Annotated in this window: 6 protein-coding genes and 1 riboswitch; of the genes, 5 read left to right on the top strand and 1 reads right to left on the bottom strand. The window is 60.9% G+C overall.

Annotated features, from left to right (window positions below; genetic code table 11):
* From WBB85_RS11470 to WBB85_RS11450, 5 genes are all read left to right on the top strand, one after another.
* Positions 1–264: carboxymuconolactone decarboxylase family protein (locus WBB85_RS11470; RefSeq protein WP_432638747.1), on the top strand; the 264-nt coding region annotated here is incomplete at its 5' end.
* Positions 265–274: 10 nt separating this feature from the next.
* Positions 275–1,264 carry an arginase family protein gene (locus WBB85_RS11465; protein ID WP_432638746.1) on the top strand — a complete coding sequence of 330 codons (990 nt, stop codon included), beginning with the start codon at positions 275–277 and terminating at the stop codon, positions 1,262–1,264.
* Positions 1,265–1,383: 119 nt separating this feature from the next.
* A complete protein-coding gene (locus WBB85_RS11460) occupies positions 1,384–2,076 on the top strand; it encodes a phosphatidylserine decarboxylase (protein ID WP_432638745.1) in 693 nt (230 codons plus the stop codon).
* Positions 2,073–2,846 carry a CDP-diacylglycerol--serine O-phosphatidyltransferase gene (gene pssA, locus WBB85_RS11455; RefSeq protein ID WP_432638744.1) on the top strand — a complete coding sequence of 258 codons (774 nt, stop codon included), beginning with the start codon at positions 2,073–2,075 and terminating at the stop codon, positions 2,844–2,846. Before WBB85_RS11460 ends, pssA begins: the two co-directional genes overlap by 4 nt.
* Before the next feature lie 11 nt (positions 2,847–2,857).
* The gene (locus WBB85_RS11450; protein WP_432638743.1) at positions 2,858–3,493 is read left to right on the top strand and encodes a class I SAM-dependent methyltransferase; all 636 of its coding nucleotides are present in this window, start codon (positions 2,858–2,860) and stop codon (positions 3,491–3,493) included.
* Positions 3,494–3,574: 81 nt separating this feature from the next.
* Here WBB85_RS11450 and metK read toward each other — a convergent pair whose 3' ends face one another.
* The gene (gene metK / locus WBB85_RS11445; protein ID WP_432638742.1) at positions 3,575–4,741 is read right to left on the bottom strand and encodes a methionine adenosyltransferase; all 1,167 of its coding nucleotides are present in this window, start codon (positions 4,739–4,741) and stop codon (positions 3,575–3,577) included.
* Positions 4,742–4,745: 4 nt separating this feature from the next.
* Positions 4,746–4,795: riboswitch (SAM-SAH riboswitch) on the bottom strand.
* Between the last annotated feature and the right edge of the window lie 60 nt (positions 4,796–4,855).

Raw genomic sequence — 4,855 nt, 5'->3', positions numbered from 1 at the left:
TTCCTCGCCTTCCGCGCAGTGCCCCAGACCAAGGGGCCTTTGGACCAGAAATACAAGGAACTGATCTTCATCGCGATCAACGTGGCCACCACCCATCTCTGGCCCTCGGGCGTGCGCCGTCACATCCAGAATGCGCTTAAAGCCGGGGCAACAAAGGAAGAAATTCTTGAGGTCATGCAATTGACCTCGATCATGGGCATCCATTCTATGGCGCTCGGTGTGCCGATCCTGATGGAAGAAGCAGAGCGGCACGATAAGGGCTGAGGAGGCGCGCATGGCCGAGGAACACGACCGTTCGATGATGGAAAACCTTTACTGGTGGGGCATTCCCACCATGTTCCGTTGTCCGAACGAGCCGCCCGAAGGCGCCGATATCGCCCTTGTCGGCGTGCCCCATTCCACCGGAAATGGCACCACCGAACGCGATCAACACCTTGGGCCGCGCGCGCTGCGCCATGTCTCGGCCGTGCAGCGCCGGGTGCATGGTGAGTTTCGCATCAACCCGTGGGAAGCGGCGAAGATCGTCGATGCAGGCGACGTGCCCTTTCCCCGCGCCAATGACAACGAACACTGCATCCAGCAGATCACCGATTTCTACCGGCGCATCGATGCGGCGGGGGCACGCCCCGTCTCGGTCGGCGGCGATCACTCGATCACCGGCGGTATTGTCCAGGCTCTGGGCGGCGGCAAGCTTGCCGGGGGCGAGCCGGTCAGCTTTCTGCATTTCGACGCCCATACCGATGTCTTCACCAAGGTCGATCACTTCCTTGGCGCGGAAAAGTCCGCCGCCCATTGGGGTGCCTATCTGGCCGATCAGGGGCAGGTCGATCCGAAACGCTCGATGCAGATCGGGCTTCGGGGTCATCCGCGTACGCTTGACTGGCTGCAACCGTCCTATGATTACGGCTACAACGTCGTGACGATGAAAGAGTTCCGCCAACGCGGCCTTGCCGATGTCGTGGCCCAGATCAAAGAGGTTCTGGCAGGCCGTCCGGTCTACATCACCTTCGATCTCGACTGCCTTGATCCGACCATAGCGCCCGGCGTGTCCAACCTGGAACCCGGCGAGAAGGGGTTCGATATCGACGAGGCGGTGGGCCTTTTGCGCGCGGCGCGGGGCATGAATATCATCGGTGGCGATGTGGTCTGCATGATGCCGACCAAGGACAGCCCCAACAACATCACCGCGCTGACAGCGGCGGCGGTCATGTTCGAGATGATCTCGATGATCGCCGAGAACCGGCAGGCCGCGACACCTTCCTGAGATCGGGATCGCAGTTCCGGACACACCTGCCGGCTGATTGACGCTCAGCAAGGTTGCGCATTTGTGCGGTTCCCTTCAAAAGAAGGCGCGCTATCCCCGGAAAGGAATCGGGACCGGACATGACCATGCTTTCGACCTTCATCAAGCCCATGCACCGCGAGGGTTACCGCTTTGTCGGCATCTTCGCGGCGGTCACGCTGATCCTGTTTCTGATCTGGCAACCGCTGGGCTGGATCGGCGTCTGTCTGACGGTCTGGTGCTATTATTTCTTCCGCGATCCCGACCGCGTGACGCCTGTGCGCGAAGGTCTGATCATCTCGCCCGCCGACGGTGTCGTGCAGATGATCGGCAAGTTCGCCCCGCCCGAGGAACTGGGGCTGGGGACCGAGCCGATGACCCGCGTCGCGGTCTTCATGAATGTCTTCAACTGCCACGTGAACCGCGCACCCATCGCGGGCCGGATCGAAAAGATCGCCTACCGGCCGGGCAAATTCCTCAACGCCTCGCTCGACAAGGCGAGCGTGGACAATGAACGCAACGGCCTGACGATCCGCATGGATGACGGTCGCGCCATCGGGGTGGTGCAGATCGCTGGCCTCGTCGCGCGCCGCATCGTCTGCGAGGTGAACGAAGGTCAGGCGATCAATACCGGGGAACGGTTTGGCATGATCCGTTTCGGTTCCCGGCTCGATATCTACCTGCCCGAGGGCGTCTCACCGCTTGTCGCTATAGGCCAGTCGACAGTTGCAGGAGAAACGGTTCTGGCCGACCTGACCAGTCAGGAAAGCCCCCGCGCGGGCGCGGTGAGATGACCGAACAGCCGCGCCACGAACGGGATAGTGACAGCCAGTCCATTCTGGCGCTTGTCCCGAACATGGTGACGATGCTCGGCCTTTGCGCCGGGCTGACAGCGATCCGCTTCGTTCTGGCGGGGCAGTTCGAGCTTGCCGTGGCCCTGATCATCTTCTCGGCGGCGATCGACGGGCTCGATGGGTTGCTCGCGCGGCGACTGAAGGCCACGAGCGATATCGGCGCGCAGCTCGACTCGCTGTCGGATTTCCTGAATTTCGGCGTGGCGCCTGGGCTGCTCATCTATCAATACGCTTTGGCCGAAAGCGAACAGAGGGGCAGTTGGATCGTGGTGCTGCTCTATGTCAGCTGCACCTGCATCCGGCTCGCGCGCTTCAATGTCGCCCATAACCGTGCGGCGATGACCGGAATAAAGCCACCGAAGCATTTCATTGGCGTCCCCGCCCCGGCCGGTGCGCTGCTGGCGCTGCTGCCCGCCTATCTCTCTTTCGAAACCGCGCTGGTACCGGCAGAGCATCCGTTCCTGACCGGCCTCTATCTTGGCATTGTCGGGCTTCTCATGGTCAGTCGCCTGCCGACGTTTTCGCCGAAATCCCTGCGCGTCCCGCGGGAACGGTCAGGTCTCGTCCTGATCATCATGGCATTGGTCATCGGAGTGCTGCTGACGCGGTTCTGGATGTCGATGATCATGCTTACTCTGCTTTACGGACTCTCATTGCTGCATTCGTTTTATTTGGCCATGGCCGCGCGTCGCCGTGGACCTGAGAATTGAAAGGATCGGAATTGGAACTCGCCGCCGTCAAAACTTCATACAAATATTGGGCTCCGGTTTACGACTACACATTCGGTTTGATCACTCGCGCCGGACGCAGGCGGGTCGTCGACTATGTCAACACCCGGCAGGGCCGCGTCCTTGAAATCGGCGTCGGCACCGGCCTGTCGCTGCACCGCTACAAGGGCCATCTTGACGTCACCGGTATCGATGTATCGCCCGACATGCTGGACAAGGCGCGGCAGAAGGTGGCCGAGAAGGGTCTGACCCATGTCACGCGCATTTCGGAGATGGATGCCCGTACGCTGGCCTTTCCCGACGATCACTTCGATACGGTTGTCGCCATGTATCTCGTGTCGGTCGTGCCAGAGCCTGAGCGGGTTCTGGCTGAAATGGCCCGGGTCTGCAAACCGGGCGGCGAGGTGTTGATCGTCAACCATTTCGCCCGACAGAAAGGTTTCCTTGCGACGGTCGAACGGCTTTTTGCACCGCTTGCCAATATCATCGGCTGGCATTCCGATTTCGAGATGGAGCGGGTTCTGGGCGAACGCTCTCTGGAGATGGTCGGCACACAATCCGTCGACCCGATCGGCCTGTTCACCTTCCTACGCCAGCGCAAACGCGAAGCCGCCAGCAAGGCTGCTTGAAATCCGCATCGCCTGTTGTCGGATAATAAAAAAGGTCCCGCCCGGTGATGGGCGGGACCTGAATTTTGGGCCAGAAAACCGTCAGATGGCCTTCTTCAGCGCCTCAACCAAATCGGTCTTTTCCCAGGAAAATCCACCATCGGCATCCGGCGCGCGGCCAAAATGGCCGTAGGCCGCTGTGCGCTGGAAGATCGGCTTGTTGAGGCCAAGATGGGTGCGAATGCCGCGCGGGGTCAGATCCATGACCTGCGCGACAGCGCGTTCGATCCCGGCCTCGTCCGCCTGGCCGGTACCATGCGTATCGACATAGATCGACAGCGGCTTGGCGACGCCGATGGCATAGGACAGTTGCAGCGTGCAGCGCTTTGCAAGCCCTGCGGCCACGACGTTCTTGGCCAGATAACGCGCGGCGTAGGCTGCCGAACGGTCGACCTTGGTCGGATCCTTGCCGGAAAACGCGCCGCCGCCATGGGGGGCCGCACCGCCATAGGTATCGACGATGATTTTGCGCCCGGTGAGGCCCGCATCACCGTCCGGGCCGCCGATCACGAACTTGCCGGTCGGGTTGACGTGCCATTCGGTCGCTGCCGTCAGCCATCCATCCGGCAGAACCTCGCGGATATAGGGCTCCACCAATGCGCGCACATCACCCGACGACAGTGACGGATCAAGGTGCTGGGTCGAGAGCACCAGCGAGGTGACCTCAACCGGCTTGCCGTCTTCGTATCGGATCGAAAGCTGCGACTTGGCGTCGGGGCCAAGCTTCGGCTCGGTGCCGTTCTTGCGAACCTCGGCCAGACGGCGCAGCATCGCGTGGGAATAAAGGATCGGTGCCGGCATGAGTTCCGGCGTCTCATCGACGGCATAGCCGAACATGATACCCTGATCGCCCGCGCCCTCATCCTTGTTGCCGGACGCATCCACGCCTTGGGCAATATCGGCGGACTGCGCATGCAGGTAACTGTCGACCTTCAGGTTGGCCCAGTGAAAGCCATCCTGTTCATAACCGATATCTTTCACGCAATCGCGGGCGATGTCTTCGACCCGCTCAATAACAGAGCCGGGGCCACGCACTTCGCCGCCGATGACAACACGGTCGGTCGTTGCAAAGGTTTCACAGGCAACACGGGATTGAGGATCTTCAGCAAGAAATGCATCGAGGACGGCATCGGAAATCCGGTCACAAACCTTATCCGGGTGGCCCTCCGAAACGCTTTCGGAAGTAAAAATGTAGTTATTTCTGGACATGTAATGCTCCATTGGGGTTATCCCCGCCACGTCAGGAAGCCGTTGTGGCAGTTCGCGAGTTGCGTAGCCCTACAGTGCAGCGCGGTCAATCCGATTGTCTGCGGCGTACTAGGA

Origin of the sequence: Albidovulum sp. (assembly GCF_049646345.1) — a bacterium.
Lineage (GTDB): Bacteria > Pseudomonadota > Alphaproteobacteria > Rhodobacterales > Rhodobacteraceae > Albidovulum.
Note: the sequence above shows the minus strand (reverse complement) of the source record. Positions and strands in the feature narration are given on the sequence as shown.

Coding starts and splice junctions, on each gene's coding strand:
- pssA (WP_432638744.1), top strand. CDS start 2,073: ATGACCGAACAGCCGCGCCACGAACGGGATAGTGACAGCCAGTCCATT.
- WBB85_RS11465 (WP_432638746.1), top strand. CDS start 275: ATGGCCGAGGAACACGACCGTTCGATGATGGAAAACCTTTACTGGTGG.
- metK (WP_432638742.1), bottom strand. CDS start 4,741: ATGTCCAGAAATAACTACATTTTTACTTCCGAAAGCGTTTCGGAGGGC.
- WBB85_RS11460 (WP_432638745.1), top strand. CDS start 1,384: ATGACCATGCTTTCGACCTTCATCAAGCCCATGCACCGCGAGGGTTAC.